The organism is Rhodococcus sp. 1163 (genome assembly GCF_002091985.1).
In the GTDB taxonomy this organism is placed as follows: domain Bacteria; phylum Actinomycetota; class Actinomycetes; order Mycobacteriales; family Mycobacteriaceae; genus Rhodococcoides.
On the sequence record NZ_MKKX01000036.1, the window covers coordinates 31,925 to 48,249 of the forward strand.

General features: G+C 62.2%; 15 protein-coding genes, 2 tRNA genes and 1 pseudogene. 8 read left to right on the plus strand and 10 right to left on the minus strand.

Features of this window, described 5'->3' with window-relative positions; genetic code table 11:
- The first annotated feature begins 22 nt into the window (after window positions 1–22).
- On the plus strand, window positions 23–964 hold the full coding sequence (locus tag BJD99_RS17030; protein WP_084348386.1) for an AraC family transcriptional regulator: 942 nt from the start codon (window positions 23–25) through the stop codon (window positions 962–964).
- Here the strand turns inward: BJD99_RS17030 and hisC are convergent.
- On the minus strand, window positions 948–2,009 hold the full coding sequence (gene hisC / locus BJD99_RS17035; RefSeq protein ID WP_084348387.1) for a histidinol-phosphate transaminase: 1,062 nt from the start codon (window positions 2,007–2,009) through the stop codon (window positions 948–950). The genes BJD99_RS17030 and hisC overlap by 17 nt on opposite strands.
- A gap of 91 nt (window positions 2,010–2,100) precedes the next feature.
- On the opposite strand from hisC, the gene BJD99_RS17040 reads away from it, so the two are divergent.
- The 4 genes from BJD99_RS17040 to BJD99_RS21035 all read left to right on the plus strand — a co-directional run bounded on the left by BJD99_RS17040 (window position 2,101) and on the right by BJD99_RS21035 (window position 3,433).
- Window positions 2,101–2,829, plus strand: coding sequence for a dienelactone hydrolase family protein (locus BJD99_RS17040; RefSeq protein ID WP_084348414.1), 729 nt, complete (start codon window positions 2,101–2,103; stop codon window positions 2,827–2,829).
- Window positions 2,830–2,913: 84 nt separating this feature from the next.
- Window positions 2,914–3,003: transfer RNA gene (locus BJD99_RS17045), tRNA-Ser, on the plus strand.
- A gap of 70 nt (window positions 3,004–3,073) precedes the next feature.
- Window positions 3,074–3,146 (plus strand) — tRNA-Arg (locus tag BJD99_RS17050).
- A 131-nt stretch (window positions 3,147–3,277) separates the two neighbouring features.
- On the plus strand, window positions 3,278–3,433 hold the full coding sequence (locus BJD99_RS21035; protein ID WP_176224618.1) for a hypothetical protein: 156 nt from the start codon (window positions 3,278–3,280) through the stop codon (window positions 3,431–3,433).
- 37 nt (window positions 3,434–3,470) lie between these two features.
- On the opposite strand, the gene BJD99_RS17055 is transcribed toward BJD99_RS21035, so the two are convergent.
- Window positions 3,471–4,070 (minus strand): TetR/AcrR family transcriptional regulator, encoded by a 600-nt coding sequence (locus BJD99_RS17055; protein WP_179142386.1) that lies wholly within the window; start codon window positions 4,068–4,070, stop codon window positions 3,471–3,473.
- A 139-nt stretch (window positions 4,071–4,209) separates the two neighbouring features.
- On the opposite strand from BJD99_RS17055, the gene BJD99_RS17060 reads away from it, so the two are divergent.
- Together BJD99_RS17060 and BJD99_RS17065 are read left to right on the plus strand one after the other, a co-directional pair.
- Complete coding sequence (locus BJD99_RS17060) at window positions 4,210–5,028, plus strand: SDR family oxidoreductase (protein WP_084348389.1); 819 nt, start codon at window positions 4,210–4,212, stop codon at window positions 5,026–5,028.
- Window positions 5,029–5,133: 105 nt separating this feature from the next.
- Complete coding sequence (locus tag BJD99_RS17065) at window positions 5,134–6,861, plus strand: amidohydrolase (RefSeq protein ID WP_084348390.1); 1,728 nt, start codon at window positions 5,134–5,136, stop codon at window positions 6,859–6,861.
- 90 nt (window positions 6,862–6,951) lie between these two features.
- Here BJD99_RS17065 and BJD99_RS21040 read toward each other — a convergent pair.
- The 5 genes and pseudogenes from BJD99_RS21040 to BJD99_RS17090 all read right to left on the minus strand — a co-directional run.
- Window positions 6,952–7,080 (minus strand): annotated as a pseudogene (locus BJD99_RS21040) (mammalian cell entry protein); the annotation flags it as partial.
- 198 nt (window positions 7,081–7,278) lie between these two features.
- Window positions 7,279–8,115 (minus strand): SDR family NAD(P)-dependent oxidoreductase, encoded by an 837-nt coding sequence (locus BJD99_RS17075; protein WP_084348391.1) that lies wholly within the window; start codon window positions 8,113–8,115, stop codon window positions 7,279–7,281.
- Window positions 8,112–9,692, minus strand: coding sequence for an NAD(P)/FAD-dependent oxidoreductase (locus tag BJD99_RS17080; protein WP_084348392.1), 1,581 nt, complete (start codon window positions 9,690–9,692; stop codon window positions 8,112–8,114). Before BJD99_RS17080 ends, BJD99_RS17075 begins: the two co-directional genes overlap by 4 nt.
- An 18-nt stretch (window positions 9,693–9,710) precedes the next feature.
- Window positions 9,711–10,826 (minus strand): PDR/VanB family oxidoreductase, encoded by a 1,116-nt coding sequence (locus BJD99_RS17085; RefSeq protein WP_084348393.1) that lies wholly within the window; start codon window positions 10,824–10,826, stop codon window positions 9,711–9,713.
- A gap of 11 nt (window positions 10,827–10,837) precedes the next feature.
- The gene (locus BJD99_RS17090) at window positions 10,838–11,767 is read right to left on the minus strand and encodes a metal-dependent hydrolase (RefSeq protein ID WP_084348394.1); all 930 of its coding nucleotides are present in this window, start codon (window positions 11,765–11,767) and stop codon (window positions 10,838–10,840) included.
- 113 nt (window positions 11,768–11,880) lie between these two features.
- On the opposite strand from BJD99_RS17090, the gene BJD99_RS17095 reads away from it, so the two are divergent.
- On the plus strand, window positions 11,881–12,468 hold the full coding sequence (locus tag BJD99_RS17095; protein ID WP_084348395.1) for a TetR/AcrR family transcriptional regulator: 588 nt from the start codon (window positions 11,881–11,883) through the stop codon (window positions 12,466–12,468).
- A 13-nt stretch (window positions 12,469–12,481) separates the two neighbouring features.
- Here BJD99_RS17095 and BJD99_RS17100 read toward each other — a convergent pair whose 3' ends face one another.
- The 3 genes from BJD99_RS17100 to BJD99_RS17110 all read right to left on the minus strand — a co-directional run bounded on the left by BJD99_RS17100 (window position 12,482) and on the right by BJD99_RS17110 (window position 16,302).
- The gene (locus BJD99_RS17100) at window positions 12,482–13,993 is read right to left on the minus strand and encodes an aldehyde dehydrogenase family protein (protein WP_084348396.1); all 1,512 of its coding nucleotides are present in this window, start codon (window positions 13,991–13,993) and stop codon (window positions 12,482–12,484) included.
- Window positions 13,990–15,537 carry a long-chain fatty acid--CoA ligase gene (locus BJD99_RS17105; protein ID WP_084348397.1) on the minus strand — a complete coding sequence of 516 codons (1,548 nt, stop codon included), beginning with the start codon at window positions 15,535–15,537 and terminating at the stop codon, window positions 13,990–13,992. Before BJD99_RS17105 ends, BJD99_RS17100 begins: the two co-directional genes overlap by 4 nt.
- A gap of 138 nt (window positions 15,538–15,675) precedes the next feature.
- On the minus strand, window positions 15,676–16,302 hold the full coding sequence (locus tag BJD99_RS17110) for a TetR/AcrR family transcriptional regulator (RefSeq protein ID WP_084348398.1): 627 nt from the start codon (window positions 16,300–16,302) through the stop codon (window positions 15,676–15,678).
- Window positions 16,303–16,325: the final 23 nt, after the last annotated feature.

Sequence of the window (16,325 nt, forward strand, 5' to 3'; positions counted from 1 at the left end):
CAGGCGCGAAAGGTAGAAACTTATGACTGCCACAGCGGACTACGTCGTGTCGACGATCGACACCACACTGTTGCCTGCCACGGATCGGCCGGGGTTCTGGCGTGAGCACGTTCGCTTCAACCATGGTGGTCTCGATTTCGCATTCGACGAAACGATGGGTTTCAGTGGCAAGACCGTCGTGCAGCGGTCCGAAGAATTTCAACTGGTGGAGTTCAGTTCCGATGCCATCGTCTACTCGAGAAGCGCCGTAGCTGCTCGCTCCGACGACGATCGGAGCCTGCGCGTCGTGGTCCCTCGGGCGGGCACGTTTCGATGTGCGTACGGTGACGATCGCGCGATCGTGGGCCGGGGCGCCGCGGTCGCGATGTCGATGGCAGCTCCCTTCTCCATCGAGCACGGCCCGGGCGCGCGAGCATGGGTGGTGAGCGTCCCGGAATCGGCCTGGCCCCGTTCGGTCGTTCCCGTGAAGCCGCGGGTTCTCGACCTTGCCACCGGTATGGGCGCGGTAGCAGCTGCAATGACCGAGCAGCTATCCGCGCAGCGAGATGCCCTCTCGGTAAGCAGCTTTCGTGAGGTTTCCGATGCGCTCACCCGGATGCTGGTCGGGGTCGCATCCGATGAGTCGCGGTGGCCGGATGTCGCGCAGTCCGCATCCGCGCTCGTGAAAACTCAGTCCGACGACCCGACTCTTACCCCGAAAACCCTTGCTCGACGCCTCGGCTGGTCGCTGCGGCATGTGCAGGCCGTGACGCAGTCGGTGGGCACCAACCCGTCGGAAATGATTCGGACCAGCCGGCTCGTTCGTGCTCGTGCCCGGCTCGACGATCCAGCTCAGCGTCACCGAACGGTCGCCGAGATCGCCCATCAGTCGGGCTTCGGCTCGGTCAGTACATTCAACGCGGTGTTTCGTGAGGAGTTCGGGATGAGCCCTCGGCAGGCACGGACGCTCAGTGAGCGGCGTTAGCTGCGTATTTCAGGTAGGCGTCGTTCTCGTGTGGGTCGCCGATTGTGATGCGAACCCCGTCGTTTCCGTAGGCCCGCAACAGTATTCCAGCTTCTGCTGCGGCTTCGGTGTAGGGACCGGAGAGGGCCCCGAGTGGTAGGAACACGAAGTTCGCCTCCGAAGGCGCGACGACGTAGCCCAGCTCGATCAGTGCAGTGCGAACCCGTTTGCGTTCTGCGACAAGGAGATCGGTACGGGCGAGGAGCTCGTCTTTTGCATCGAGCGATGCCAGTGCTGCCTGCTGCGCGACGGAGCTCACCGCGAATGCGATGCGAACTTTGCTCATCGCGGTGATCACCGCCGGATCGCCGACGGCATATCCCACGCGTAGTCCGGCCAGCCCGTACGCCTTGGAGAAGGTGCGGAGTACCAGAACGTTGCGACGGTCGCGGGCCAATTCGACACCGTCGGTGTACTCACCCTCCGGGTTTTCGCGGGCGTACTCGAAGTAGGCCTCGTCCAGCACCACGAGGACATGCGCGGGCACCGCGTCGAGGAATCGTTCGAGTGCAGATCTGGCCACGACGGTGCCGGAAGGATTGTTCGGGTTGCAGATGAATATCACGCGGGTGCGCTCGGTGATCGCGGCGAGCATGGCGTCGAGATCGTGCACGTGCGCCGCATTCAGCGGTACCTCTACCGGCGTCGCACCGGCGACGCGCGCGATGATCGGATACGCCTCGAAGGATCGCCACGCGTACATCACCTCGTCACCGGGGCCGCACATGATCTGGACGACTTCCTGGCACAGTGCCACCGATCCGTTGCCGACTGCGACATTGGCCGGGTCGACCTTCACGTGCGCGGCGACGGCGTCCACGAGGGCAGTGGCGCGGATGTCGGGGTAGCGGTTGACGGTGACGACCGACTCGGCGATCTTCTCGCGGACGCCCGGGAGCGGACCCTGTGTCGTCTCGTTGCTGGCCAGCTTGATCGCGCCCGGGAAGTTGCGTCCGGGTACGTAGGCGGGGATTGCGTCGAGGTCGGTGCGGATGCGGGCGGTCACGGCTCACATTATGCGCCAGGTGGGGCAGATCATTTCCTGTGCGTCCGCCGGTAATCCAGCGGAGCGTGGCCTGTCGCACTATTTTGGTGTCATGTCGGGAATCTTCACGGATGTGGCAGTGCTCCGAATCGACGCGGACGACGATGAGCAACCGCCTGGGGAGCACAAGGTGCCGCTGACGGCCATCTCCCCGGAAGGGCACGTCCGAGGCGGGATCGTAGTGCTGCACGAATCCCGCGAGCTACCGGAATCGCTACTGGACTTGCTGCGCGCGCTCGCACTCGACGGATGGCTGGCCGTCGCCCCGGACCTGTTCCACCGAGGAACGGAGGGCGAAGAGGTCTTCGGCGAAAATCTGTTCTCCGACTTCGACGCGACCTTCGACTGGCTCACCTCCCGGGGTGTCTATCCGGACTGCGTCGGAGTCATCGGGTTCGACGACGCCGGAACTGCGGCGCTGATCGTCGCAACGAACCGACCGATCGGTGCAGCCGTCAGCGTCGCGGCGGCGGGCATCGTCGAACCATTGAACGCCGACGCTGTCGCATTGATCGACGCCGCGCCTGCGCTCCAGGCGCCCTGGTTGGGTCTGTACGGCGAGAACGACCCCAGGACCCCACCGGAGCACATCGAGGGCCTCCGTGACGCAGCCACACGGTCATCCGTAGCCACCAACGTCGTCAGCTACAGCGGACTCCGCCACCGCGCCGACGAACCGCAGCCTTCGCTCGGTAGCGCCGAAGATGAAGACCCGGCAACTGCCGCGCTGATCGAAGCTCAGGCCAGAATTTTCGATTGGTTCGACTCGTTCCTTCGCTGATCGGGATATGACCAGGCGTTTTGCGTTCTCCTCTCAACCGTGTGTAATCTCGTTCCTCGGCGGTCCGAGAGGGCCGGCAGCCTAGGAGGCGTGCCAGAGCGGCCGAATGGGAGTCACTGCTAATGACTTGACCCTTCACCGGGTCCGGAGGTTCAAATCCTCTCGCCTCCGCCAAGCTGATCCGCAAGGACCAGCCAGTTTGACGCAGGACCGTTGATTCGTAAGGATCAACACAATTGAACATGCGCCCGTAGCTCAACGGATAGAGCACCTGACTACGGATCAGGAGGTTAGGGGTTCGAATCCCTTCGGGCGCACAAGAAATAGCCTCGTACTTGCGGAAACGCACAGTGCGAGGCTATTTTTCTGTCTTTGATTCCGAGGACCCAGGGTGTCCGTTTCGATGGGCTCCGACCGAGCGGACGTAAGCGTCTGTCATGATCGGGGGATGCTTGGACTCATTGGATTGTTGCTCGTCGTGTGGCTGGTGTTCGTCATCCTCGGGTTCGTTGTCAAAGGCTTGCTCTGGTTGGCAATCATCGGGATCGTGTTGTTCGCAGCGACCGCTGCGTGGGGTTGGGTGAAGCGAAACACTCGCACCTGACGCTGGGCTGATTCGCTCATCGAGAATGCGGACGAGCTCAGATTGCGCCCTCGGAGTGGCGAGGTGTCGATGTTGCGAGGGCAGCAACGACTTGAAGAAGATTCGAGGCACTGAAGCTTTCGGGCCTACGTACGACGTCTATCGCCGCTCCCTGGATGAGCGCGACGAGTGTGGACCGGAACGCGTCGGGATCGAGATCGTGTTCCCGGGCGAATCGGTCGGTGACGGGGTGAATCGCGTCGGTATACAAACGGAGACCCGTGTCGATCTGGTCACGAAAATCGATGCTTCTTCGGAAGAAATAGAACTGGAAAAGTAGGTCGACTTCATCACGCTGAGTGTGGAGGCCTTCCAGTTCTGTGGTGATCATCTCGTGGAGGGCGACGTCTGCGGGAAGGTCCTCGCCGAACCCGTCTTCCGGCCCGTCCAAGGTTGTTTCGAGTAGTCGAGCAAGCAGAGCGTGAAGCAATCCGTTCTTGGTTTGGTAGTAGAAGTAGACGAGGCCGCTGGAGAGATCAGCTTCTGCAGCGACAGTCCGGGCCGTGACTGTTTCCAGTCCGCCATCGAGCGCCACCAATTTTGCGGCGGCGAGGATGTCACTGCGCCGCTCGGGTTCTGACTTCTTTGCTCCGACCACTCTCGAGAGCCTAGACCTGCGCAGGTGTATGGCCAGCAGGTATGAGGTTGCCCAGAGTCACATTGCGCTCATTGACCGGTTGGTCAATACTGGAGGTATTGGTGTTGCTCCATCGCCGTCTACCGCTAGGAGAAGAATTGTGTCCCATTCCCTGAGGAACCAAACCGTCTTGGTCACCGGCGGCGGCAGTGGTATCGGCCGACTTCTCGCCTTGGGCGCTGCTGAGCGTGGGGCCCGGGTCATCGTGTGGGATCTGTCCGAAGAGGCCGGCAGGAATGTCAGCCAGGAGATCGTTGCCGCGGGTCACTCTGCCGCGGCCTACACCGTTGATGTGTCCGATCGCGATTCCGTCCAGGCCGCCGCGAAGGAAACGGGGCCTATCGACGTCCTGATCAACAACGCGGGGATCGTCACCGGCAAGAACCTCCTCGACGCCTCCGACGACGCCATCGAGCGAACGATCCGCGTGAACACGCTTTCCCTCTTCTGGGTCACCCGGGCCTTCCTCGGCAACATGATCGAGAACCGTCGCGGTACCGTCGTCACCGTTTCCAGCGCCGCTGGGCTTGTGGGGGTCGCCAAGCAAACCGACTACTCCGCGAGCAAGTTCGCCGCCTTCGGTTTCGCTGAATCACTGCGTGTGGAGCTCTCGAAAGCCAACGCAGGCGTCAACTCGTTGGTTGTGTGTCCGTACTTCGTCAGCACCGGCATGTTCAAGGGCGTGCAGACGAAATACCCACTCCTCCTACCGATCCTCACCCCCGAGTTCGTGGCGGAGAAGACCCTGACAGCGATCGAGAAGGGCCGACACGAGTTGATCATGCCCCGATTCGTGAACCTGTTGTCGCCTGCCCGGGTGCTCCCGGTTCGCTGGTTCGACAAAGTAATGAATCAGCTCGGCGTCAACAACACCATGGATCATTTCGTCGGCCGCGTCGAGGCGAAGAGTAAGAGCTGACGATCCCGCAAGGGACGAACCAGAGCTTCCGTAGGAGTGATAGGTCCCAGCTGTCCGGTCTGCTCGGCTATATGGTGATCCTTCGCCCGATCTGAGGAGCAACTGATGTCTCACGTCATCGTCAAGGCATCGACAGTGATCACAGTCGACGCCGAGCGTCCGCGCGCGGAAGCCGTTGCGGTGGATACCGAGACCGGTGTGATTCTTGCGGTAGGCACCTTGGCTGACTGCCAAGGTGCCGCTCCCGATGCGACGGTGACCGACCTGGGGCCCAGTGTTCTGATGCCTGGTTTCATCGACTCGCACAATCACCCTGGACTCTCCGGTCTCGTCACACAGGCACCGGCCTATTGGATTGCTCCCTACGTCGGCTACCCGTCGTTTGCCGACGTCGATGCGCTCTTCCGCAAGGCCAACGCAGAGGAGCCTGCCGGTCAGCCACTGTTGTTCAACGGCCTCGATCGAATGCTTCAAGGAGCGCCGGAGCTCGACCGGGTGCAGCTCGACGCCTACTTTCCTGATCGAGCAGCGATCGTCTTCGACAACTCGGGCCACGAGGTGTACTTCAACTCGGGCGTGATCGCCGCGCTGGGCTGGCCGAACGGCACACCGCCGGCCGATCCCGCCGGCGCGTCGTTCGGGCGCAACGAGGACGGCTCCTCGAACGGACTGGCTTACGAAAGTTCGGCAATCGCTCAGGTGCTGACGCCGATGCTGCCGAAGATCGTCAGTCATCCGCTGCACTCGTGCGCGCAGTGGTATGCGCTCATGGCTCGCCACGGAGTGACCGCGACGTCGGATCACTCGTACTCCGATGACAGCAAGCCGATCTTCGAGGCGTTGGCCTCGACGTCGGATTGCCCGATTCGGGTCTCGCTCTATCACGTGTCGACCGAGTCGACCTGTGGCGAGCCGTTCAGCTCGCCGATCCCAGACAACATGCTGCGCAAACAAGGCATCAAGCTGTGGGCAGACGGTGCCCCGTGGGTCGGAACGATTGCGATTTCCTTCCCCTACCTGGATACCCCGACCACTCGTAATGCGCAGATTGCTCCCGGCGCGACCTACGAGACGAAGATGAACTACTCGCGAGCCGAACTGGACGCGACTCTTTCTTCCTACGCCGACAAAGGATTTCAGTTCGCGTTCCATGTCAACGGCGACGTCGGACTCGATATCGTTCTCGATGCCTACGAGCGCGCGCTGGCGCTCAACAATCTGACTGCAACAGATCACCGGTGGCGGGTGGAACACCTCGGTGCCTGCAGGGGAGATCAGTTCGAGCGCGCTGCGAATCTTGGCGTCGTGTTGTCGATGGGGCCTTACCAGCTGATCTACTGGGGAGACTTGCTGGACGGCGAGATCTTCGACAGCTCGATCGGGGCGCAGTGGCAGCGGATCGGAGACGCGTTCCGTGCAGGTGCCGTCGTGGCATTCCACAATGACGGCATGGTGAGTCCGCCCGATGTGCTGCTGAACATTCAGACCGTGATCACGCGGAGAACTCCGTCCGGACAGCTACATGGCCCGGAGCAGATCATCAGTCTGGATGACGCCATCAAAGCCCAGACGATCAATGCGGCGCACGTCTTGCATCGAGATCACGAGATCGGTTCGATCGAGGTCGGAAAGCTCGCGGACTTCACCGTACTTTCGCGCGACCCCTATGAAGTTGAAGCCTCCCGGCTGACTGCCGATGTCTCGGTCGAGGGGACTTGGGTGGGTGGCAAGCCGATCGACCTCGACGCCTTTCTCGAACAGGTTCGAGCAACTGACCCGTCCGAGCACCACTCGGCAATCGCCGACGTCGGTGAACGCATTCACCGCTGCTGAAAGCTGGGGCACCGGTTACAACCGCAACACCAGTTCGATGACCTCGTCGGTGCACTTTATCGATGGTGACGTCTTAGAAGAGCCTGCCGATCACCTCGGCGATGCTCCGACGAGCGGTGCGAGCTGCGATGCGATCGGGTTGAGGTTGAGCTTGTCCGGATCCACCTTGGGCTTGCCGTCCCATGGTTGCGGTGTTTCAGGATCGGCGAAGACTATCCGGGCATGGACCCGGTACTGCCCGAATCCGAGGAGGTTATCGATCCGAACGTACTTTCCACCGACGAAGACGATGCCGGCGACGGTAACGACCACCAGTGCGATGAGCTGAATCCTGACCAGCCGAGATCTCACAGCCCACCTCCGAATCTCCTGACTACTGACGACTTCCACCGTTTGGTGGCTCGTATCGGGCAGCAGCTATCCCGGGGATTGCGCCTGTTCCACTTCGCGCAGCAGAGCAGTGAGTTTCCGGTCGCGTGCGAGCTTCCACTCGAGCACGGGATTCAGGATCCCGCGGAGCCAGAAGTACGGCAGCCACACCGCAGGGGCGACTATCCGAGCACGACGAGTTCGGGCCGCGTCGACCAACAGATCTGCAGCACGTTCAGCAGACAATCTTCGGTTCAGTGGCCAGGGGAGAAGCTGACCGATTCGCTTGCCCATCGGGTCGTTGTCGAGTGTGTCGCGAGCCAGGCCGGTGTCCACCACGCCGAAGTACGCGAGCCCGGCGGAGGCTCCGAACGCAGCCAGTTCGATGCGCAATCCGCGTCCGAGCTGTTCGACGGCCGCCTTGCTCACCATGTACGGAACCCCACCCATGCCAGGTGTGAACGCGGCGCACGAGGACACCAACAGCATGTGCCCACCGCTGGCGACGATCTCATCTGCTGCCGCTCGCACGATGTTCAGCACGCCGCCGAAATTGACGGCCATCACCGAGTCGAAGACATTGCGTTCGACTGTCCGAATTGTTGCCGGCGGCGGAGTGATGCCCGCATTGGCCACCACGATGTCGAGTGCGCCGAAGGCCGTCACCGTTCGACGGACGCACTCCACCATCGCCTCGGAGTCGGTCACGTCGGCCGAGAGGAAGAGAACTCGTTCGGATGAACGCGCCTGTGAAGGTATGTCTCGATCGACAACTGCGACACACGCACCCGCTGCCAGCAATTTCTCGACTGTTGCAGCGCCGATGCCCCGCGCCCCGCCGGTCACCAGCGCAACTTTGCCGGGAAGAGAGATGTGGCGACTCATGAGCGGTCCTTGGCCAGTGCCGGGTCGTCGCCAGTCTTCGGTTCTTTCGGATCGGAAGCGCTGCCGACGCGGTACTCGTAGTGGCAGAGGTCGATCGTGGACATGCGGCGGGTGAAGTTACGCACCGAGCCCGGCCAGTAGGTGACATTGCGCCCGGATGGGCTCAGGTAGTAGCTACTGCATCCGCCCGAGTTCCATACCGAACCCTCGAGCGTGGCATCGGTGTAGTCGGCGAACTCGGTCTGAGCCTTCCGACTGACCTCCAGCGCCGCAATGGTTTTGACGTCCATGACCCGCAGTGCCTCCAGGATGTAGTTCACCTGCGCTTCGATCGTGACTACCTGTGAGGTGTAGACGACCGAGTTGGGGCCGAGGAGCATGAAGAAGTTCGGGAACCCGTGCACGGTCGTACCTCGGTACGAAGACATCTCTCCCGACGGCCACGCATCTGCCAACGACTGTCCCTCGCGGCCGCGGATGCGACGGAACCCCGAATGACCGGCGACGGTGAAACCAGTTCCCAGGACGATGGTGTCCACCTCGTGAGTTCGCCCGTCGGTGGTCACGATGCCCGCCGACACAACTTCTGCGATGCCGGTTGTTTCGACGGTGACGTTGTCCCGGGACAGTGCGGGATAGAACTTGTTCGAGAACGTCGGTCGCTTGCAGCCGAACGCATAATCGGGAGTGAGCTTCGTGCGCAATACCGGATCCTTCACCTGGCGACGCAAATGTGCTCGTCCGAGCACGGTCAGGGGTGCGAGCAGCGATCGGTGGTGAATGAGGCCGGGCACCAACGCTTCCTGGAACAAGTCGAACGTGCGTCGCATCATGCGTTGCAGCGGGGGGAACTTTCGGAGCATCGATCGTCCGGATTCGGAGATCGACCGGTCGGGGTGTGGCAGTATCCACGTCGGAGTCCGCTGGAACACGGTCAGATGAGCGGCCTCGGGTGCGATCCGCGGGACGAACTGCACCGCGGACGCCCCGGTACCGATCACCGCAATTCGCCGACCGCGAGCGCAGTGTTCGTGATCCCATTCCGCGGAATGGAAGACCGAGCCCGAAAAATACTCCAGGCCGGCAATATTCGGCTTGGCGGGTTCGCTGAAGGGTCCGAGTGCGCCGACGAGTATGCGTGCCGACCAGGTTCCCGCCGATGTCGTCACCAGCCATCTGGCCTCGTCGTCGTTCCACGTTGCATCCAGCACCTCGTGGCCGAAGCGGATACGGTTTCGGATGCCGAACCGGTCGGTGCAGTCGTTCAGGTAGGCCTCGATCTCGGGCTGAAGAGGGTAGAGGCGGGTCCAGTCCGGGTTGGGCGCAAAAGAGAAGGAGTACAGCGCCGAGGGGATATCGCACTGGGCGCCGGGATAAGTATTGACGTGCCACGTTCCGCCGACCGCATCGTCGCGCTCGAAGATCAGAAAGTCACCACGACCTTCCTGCTGAAGGCGGATTGCTGCACCGAGGCCGCCGAATCCGGCCCCGATGATCGCGACGTCGACGACGGAGACTGCCAGGTTGTCGGAGGCGTCGTGCTCATTGGCAGATGTGTCCGAAACAGTTGTGGTCATGAGGGTTTCGACTCCTTCTTACAGATCGAGGACGACGACTTCGTTGTCGACGGCAGCTCGAGATACACACGGGGTGAGCGTGGTCTGCCGCTCGGTGGCGTCGAGTACACGGTCGCGATGATCTACGCGGCCCTCGACGAGGCCGACGACGCAGACCCCGCAGAACCCCTGACGACACGAGTACGGTTGATCGGGCCTCGTCCGGCGTAGCGCATCGAGTGCAGTCTCCTGTGCGCCAACGGCAATCGTTTCACCCGAACGGTTCAAATGGAGCGTGAAGGGCTTACCGTCGACTACTGCCGGCGGAGCGAAAAGTTCGGCATGAAACTCCTGAATTCTGTGGTTTCGTATCGACTCGTCGCGAAGCCTCCTCGAGAGCGCCGCCGGTCCGCACACGTACATCGCGGAGTCGGCTTCTGCGAGGTCCACGATCATGGCAGGGTTCGGCATACCGTCCACATCGTCGGCCGCGAGAATCAGACGCCCACCCGAAGCAAGAGCCAACCGACCGAGGTCCGCGACGAAAGGCAGGCTTGCGCGTGATCGACCGTGGTAATAGAGCGTCCAACGAGCGTTGTCCTCTACGGCCCGCTCGATCATCGAGCGAATAGGGGTGATGCCGATTCCCGCTGCGACGAAGAGATAGTTGTCCGCTCGCGCCATCGGAAAGGCATTGCGCGGCCCCCTGACTCGAATGATGTCGCCGCGCTCGAGGCCGTGGATCTCGTTGGACACTCGGCCGCCGGGGACCTTCCGAACGCTGATCCGGTAGTGCTCGCCCTCGGAGGGTTGGCCGGCGAGTGAGTACTGACGCAGTTCCCCGGACGGTGTGATGATGTCGATGTGCGCGCCTGGTAGCCACGAAGGAAGCGGAACGCCGTCGTTGCGCCGCAGTAAGAGCGAGCGGACGTCCTCTGTTTCGACGACGATATCGTCGATGGTTGTTGCGAACTCGTATCCGGTGCCTCTTCGAGGTCGCGCGGGAGAAAGAGCCGTGATGATCGATGAGTCCGTTACCAGCTTGGCGTAGATCCGGGACGCGGCTCCGATAGCCCGCAACCCGAGACCTGGATCGACAACGGTGATGTCGCCAAGGTGACCGCGGGTTTCGACAGATGTCGGTTCTGGATTCATGCTCTCGGTCCTCACGGTTGCGTCGCCAATGCCGCGGGTGACTTCGCCAAGTACTGCACAGCTTTGTCGATATCGCCCATGTTCGAGGGGTGGAATCCGGGTCGGATGTAGAGGGCGAGCTGCACGAAAAGAAATGACAGGCCTGGAATCAGTTGTTTGCGTGAGGCTCTCGCGAAGGCTAGTGGCCACGGCAGTTGAATTCGACGGCGGAGGCGCCCCTTGCTCGCGCGCGGCGTGGCGACCGAGTTCTGGTACAGGTATGCCGCTGTGCTGAACCACAACAGAGCCAACCCAGCGCTGGCCGCGACAGCAGTCCGGGCGCGTCGAAACCCGCCGCCGTCTACATACTGGAATGCGTCGAATGCCACGTTGCGGTGCTCGAGTTCTTCCGCACCGTGCCAGCGCAGCAGATCGAGCATAGTCGGGTCGACTCCGAGTCGGTCGAATTCGGTGTTGCCGAGCAACCACTCACCGACGACGGCGGTGAAATGCTCTGCAGCCGCGTAGATTCCCAGGCGTTCGTTCAGCCATGCCTTGCCAGCTCGGCCCGTCAGGCCGTGGTCTCCGAAGACCACTCCTACTGCGAATCGGATGCGTCGCAAGATGGGTTCGATGTCCACTCCGTGAGTGACGAGGTAGTCGCGGAAGCTTTCGTGCGAAGACGCGTGAGTGGCTTCCTGTCCGACGAAACCGACTACTTCCTCGTGCAGTCGAGGGTCGTCGATGAAGGGTAGGGCGCGTGCGAACACGTCGGCCATCGCGCGCTCGCCCTCGGGGAGCACCAGGTGCATCACGTTCCAGAAGTGCGTGGCGTACCACTCCCCGGGGATGTATTGGAGCGGGACGTTCGACCAATCGAATTTCACTGCGCGCGCGACGATCGCGTAGGACTCGTCGGTATGTGCCTTGGTTGTGGTGTCGACCGCGTTGTTTCGAGACATCCGAACTCCATTTCTGCGGGTGATGTTGTCTCCGATGTTACATTGCAACAGTAAGTGTTGCAATGGTGCACGAAATGGATGGCCGACAACCGGGTGGCCGCTAGGATCGAGCAATGCATCCCGACGGAGACGATGGGCCCATCCTCGATGCCGCATTCGAGCTGTTCGGGCAGGTAGGCATCGCTCGGACGACGATCGGAGACGTCGCCAAGCGCGCCCGGATCAATCGGGTGACCGTCTACCGCCGGATCGGGTCCAAGGACGAGTTGGTGCAAGCGGTCATGGCACGCGAATCGTCACGACTTTTTGCGTCGCTGGCGAAGTCGGCTGCAGAGCAATCCTCGCGAGCCGACCGCGTCGCACATGGTTTCGCGACGACGATCGACTCGGTCCGTACCAATCCTGTATTGCTGAAAATGTTCGATTCCGAGAGCCCAGTGGTGTTGGAACAGCTGACGATCAATGCGTCGGCCCTGCTCGAGCCCGCGATCAGGGCAGCAACGCACATCGCGCGAGACGAATCCAGCACGGACGCGTTCGCAGTGCCCGATGCACCGGAAATTGTTGCACGCGTGGTTCATTCGATCTTGTTGACGCCTTCGGCAGGCGCTCCGCTCGAGACGTACGAGGACCTGCTCACCTTTGCCCACCGCAACATAGTCCCGCTACTGGTGGCTGGGCGAACCGAATCGGAGTCATAGGAACCGCGGCAGATCACGCGCGGTGCCGTAGCCAGAGCAGGCGATCGATCGACTGCGCCACCCAGCGTTTGCGATGGAGGGTGACCAGCTCGAAACCAGGAATGTCGAACATCTTGCTCACGCGGCTGCGGGTTCGGCAGAATTCTGCGAATCCTTCGTCGCCGTGTACCCGGCCGAATCCGCTGGCACCGACGCCGCCCATCGTGACTGAGCCCATTCCGGCGAACGCGATCACCGAGTTCACGGTCACCTGACCGCACACCAACCGGGCCGCCGTCTCGTTCCCGCGGCGGCGCGAGAAGACCGACGCACCGAGCGCGTATCGATGGTCGTTGGCGCGGGCTATCGCTTCGTCGAGACCGTCGACTTCGCAGATTGTGACGGTGGGACCGAATGTCTCCTCACGGACGGCCGAGCAGTCCTCGGGGGTGTCGACCAGTACGGTCGGCCCGATGAACCGCGGACCGATCGAATCGAGCCCGCCGATCAACGCTCTGCCTCCAGCTGCAGCGGCATCCTCGAGATGTCCTCTTACGAAGTCGATTTGAGCGGGCATCGTCATCGGCCCGTAGGTAGCCGACGCGTCACCACCCGGTCGAATTCGGCGCGCATGCTCGACGAGTGCGGCGGTGAACTCAGCGGAGACGCTGCGCTCGACGTACACGCGCTCGACCCCGATACATGTCTGGCCACCGTTGGTGAATGCGCCCCAGGCGACCGCCTCAGCGGCCGACGCGATGTCGGCGTCCGCGGCGACGATCACGGGATCCTTACCGCCACATTCCATGACGAGCGGCGTGAGCGTCTCGGCGCACGTCATCATGATCTTCGAACCGGTGCTGGTCGAACCGGTGAACGCGATTTTGTCGACTCCGCCTCGGCACAGCGCGGCACCGGTGTCTCCGAACCCTGTGACCAGCGAGAGCACCCCGGTGGGCAACGTCGGATTTGCGTCGTTGAAGGCCTGAACATATCTCGCACCGACAGCCGGGGTGTATTCGCTCGGTTTGAACACGACACAGTTGCCTGCTGCCAGGGCTGAGGAGATGGCACTGTTCGGTGCATACAGCGGGTAATTCCATGGCCCGATGACGCCGACGACTCCGAGCGCCACCTTGTCGACCCGGGCAGAGTAGTTGGCCAACAGCAGGCCGGGATTGACCCGGCGGGTGCGCAGCAGCCGCGGTGCATGACCCTCGGCCCACGCGATGTGCTCGAGAGTGAGCACTATCTCGAGCAAAGCGTCTTCGGCGGGCTTCCCGTTTTCCCGATGGATCAGATCCACGAATTCGTTTCTTCGGCTCCATATTTCGTGACGCCAGGCCTTCAGGTGCCGAACCCGTGACTTCGGAGGGAGCGAAGACCATTCATGCTCGACGCGGCGTGCCTCTGCTACTGCTGCAGCTACGGCCTCGGCGGAGGCCACATCGAAGGTGCCGATGTAGCGGTCATCGATTGGCGAGATCGAATCGAAACTCGTCGACTCCGATGCCCGGACACTGGATCCCTGGACAGTCGAAGTCACCGGGAGACCTCTAGCCCGATCTTCGATTCGTGTGCAGTTCGGAGTTCACGCTTCATGATCTTGCCTGCGCCGCTCATCGGTAGCGCGGTGACGAACTCGATGGTGCGCGGTGTCTTGTAACCTGCGACGTAGGTTCGGGTGTGCTCGCGGAGCTCCTCCAGGGACGGTGAAACGCCTTCTGCAAGAACCACACACGCATGGACTCGTTCACCCCACTCCGGGTCCGGTACGCCGATCACCGCGCAAGCCAATACTGCGGGGTGCAGGCTGAGCGCACTTTCTACTTCGGCGCTGTAGACGTTCTCGCCGCCCGTGATGATCATGTCCTTGAGTCGATCCACTACGAACAGGAAACCTTCGTCGTCGAGGTATCCGACGTCGCCGGTGTGCATCCACCCGTCGCGAATGGCGGCCGCCGTCTCCGCAGGCTTGTTCCAATAGCCCAACATGACATGTCCACCACGGACGCAGATTTCGCCGACTGCCCCGGCGGAAACAGGGCGATCGTCGGGATCGAGAATTTGAATTTCGGAGTGTGGTGCTGCCCGGCCCGCCGAGCCGATACGTTCTCCCACATGATGTTCGGGCCACAGAAGAGATGCAACCGGGGCGAGCTCGGTCATGCCGTATGCCTGGGTGAGCCGGGCGGCAGGAAGCCGCGTCTGGGTGCGCTCCAACACGCCGGCCGAAATGGGAGAGCCGCCGTAGAGAACCCGGCTGAGCGAGGAGGTGTCGAACGTGCTGAGTGAAGGGTGGTCCACGAGTAGCTGGATCATCGTCGGCACCAACAAAACGTCTGTGATGGAATGCTTTTGGATAGCCTCGAGCACCGCGGTGGGTTCGAAGAACGGAACCATCACGTGAGTTCCGCCGAGCATGACCTGACCGACCCACGCCGCGAGATCGGCGAGGTGGAACATCGGTGCAGCGTGCAGCAGGATCGACGCATCGTCGAGCAATTGCCCGGTGGCGACAGTTCCGAGTCCCGAGGTGACGAGGTTGGCGTGCGAGAGCATGACGCCCTTGGGGAAGCCGGTGGTGCCGCCGGTGTAGAACAATCCGGCGAGTTCGTCTCCGCTGCGTCGTGCATCGGAAACGGGGTCGTTGGACTCGACGAGCTTCTCGTACGAGACCATGCCTTCGGGGGTGGGGCCGTCGCCGCAATGGACGATGGTCTCTAGGTTCACGCACGCTGCGCGCAGGGCAGGTGCCATGGCTGCGAAGGTGTCATCTACCAGGAGGACTTTGGTGTCCGAATCGTTGAGCGCGTAAGCGACCTCCACCGGGGACCATCGGATGTTGACCGGATTGAGCACGGCGTCGGCCCACGGCACCGCCAGCAGGTACTCGGAGTAGCGGTCGCTGTTGAACGCCAACATGGCCACCCGATCCCCGCTCTCGACGCCGATCGAGTGCAGACCTGCGGCGAATCGAGCTACGCGGTCGATCTGCTCGGCAAAGGTGCGTACTCGGTCGCCGACGACGGTGGCCGCTCGCTGCGGGGTCGTTGCTGCGGATCGGTGGAGGCCTTGAGTGAGATACATGGCGGAGTCCCTTGTGGCGAGAGGGGGCAAGTGCCCGGAGTGAATACGGTCACATTCCCACCTTATTGGCACGGTGTCAATAGAGAGGGTGTGGGGATGTCACGCGGTTACCTGGATCAACCGAAAAGAACTGTGCTGCTACTGCTCTCGATTGTCTTCGCCGGCGAGGGACTGCGCCGTGGCGAGAACGGTGACGAGGACGTCCGTCAACAATCTCTCGACCTGATCCCTGGTCAAAGTCCCGCGGACCAGCCATTCACGCCCGGCGGCCTTGACCATTCCACCGAACGCACGCACCGCCGACGTGGTGAGAATGCGATCACCGTGCCCGCCCTCGAAGGCTGTTGCGTCGAGCACGCGTTCGGCGGCGAGATCGTCCGCCTCGTCGAGGATCTGGGCGACCTGCTCGTCGACGCCCGAACCGCTCGCCATGGACACCCATGCCGTGCCGTGGGTCTCGATGACCTTCACCAGCCAGTGCACGCTGCCCCTGGCACGTTCCTCGAGCGATCCGGCCGGCAGGTTCACTGCCTCGATCGGCGGGACCGTGACGAGGAATCGCACGCTCTCCAGGTACAGATCGCGCTTGCCACCGATGTAGTGGTGGATGAGTCCGCGGGCAACCCCCGCGGACTCGGCGACGTCGGCCATCGACACTTCGGCATACGGCTTGTCACCGAACAAACGAACCGCGCTGGCCAGTATTTGTGTCCGTCTTTCGTCGGGTTCCAGTCGACTCCATTTGGGTGTGTTCACAGCCGCCATGGCTCTCATGATCGCATCGCACC